Origin of the sequence: Microcoleus sp. Pol12B3, from assembly GCF_036701355.1 — a bacterium.
Classification (GTDB): Bacteria; Cyanobacteriota; Cyanobacteriia; order Cyanobacteriales; family Microcoleaceae; genus Microcoleus.
On record NZ_JAUBQS010000168.1, the window covers coordinates 1 to 1254 of the forward strand.

1 protein-coding gene is annotated in these 1254 nt (G+C 40.0%); it reads right to left on the reverse strand.

Annotated features, from left to right (window positions below; translation table 11 throughout):
- On the reverse strand, nt 1-1188 hold a 1188-nt coding region (locus QUA53_RS29020; protein ID WP_333101330.1), incomplete at its 3' end, for an IS701 family transposase.
- Nucleotides 1189-1254: the final 66 nt, after the last annotated feature.

Consider the following 1254-nt stretch of genomic DNA (forward strand, 5'->3'; position numbering starts at 1 on the left):
CAGCATTAATCTCAAGTTATTGAGATGGCTTTTCCAACTGTTTTTCTCATCCCAGTCTTGATGTTGCTCAAAGCGGTGGAGAATTGGGCAGTTTTTTGCCGATGAAGTGTTGGGTAATGAAGTCCGGGAGTTGACGGCTGTATTAGACCTACTATAGAGGCTGATCATCAGGTAAGCACTACAAATGATTTCCCACCATTTTTCAATCTGTGAATATTGGGTGACTCGGAAATCCGCCCATCCTAATTCACTTTTACTTTGTCGAAAACCATATTCAATCCAAGTCCTATTTCCATACAAATTCCCAACTTCTTTAGCTAAAACTCCCGGAATTTGTGTCATCACATACCAGGTTGAATTTTCGAGGATGGTCTCTATATCCGTTGTGATCTCCCAGTAACGCAATTCTCTCTTTTTTCCATAAATAATTTCTCGAATGTAGCGGACTTCTCGGCTTCCATCGGCAAATATCCGCTCAAATTTACGCCATTTGTTAGCTCGAACCCTTTGCTCTGACGGCAACCGTACACCGTGGTTACTCCGAATCGCTACAGCAAACCGAAGGTTTAATCCTTGTAAACAGCGAATAAAGGTACTCGTACTTTCTCCATATAAGCTATCAGCCAGAACATAGTCTATTTCAAACCCCATTGCTTTAATTTCTCTAATCATCTGGCTGGCTATTTGGGGTTTGCTTAGGTAACTATCCTTTAGTTTAAGCCGTTCTTTAGGTTTATAAACTTCAAACATTAATGGGAAAGTTAACCCATCTATTAGACCATAGCTCACTACAGCCACTATGCCATTGTCAATTTTTCCAAGTCGTCCTAAATATTGTCTAGCTACATAATCTGTGGCTTTTCCCTTTTTTGGATCTCCTGTTTCGTCAATGATGAGAACGATTTTTCGATCTTTAACAATTTTTAAAATTAATTCTAGCCTTTGCCTTCTCAAGGCTTGAGCCTCCCAGGGTGATTGGGCAAGAAAGTGATGCAATCCTTGAGCATTTTCTAGCCCCATTATCTCTGCAATGGCTGGTAGTGTCTTACGTTTAATATCAGAAATTATACCAGCATGAAGATGTGTAAAAGCTTCAAAGCTTCTGACTTCTGAAAACAGATTTCTGTAATAGCTACAATACTCATCAATCAATTTCAATGTCGAATCAGCTTGGCGAGGCTTAACCATAGACCCAGCTCAGGTTTGAGAGATTTTGTCCTATTATACTCTGCCTAGAGTGACAGAAGAGGAATA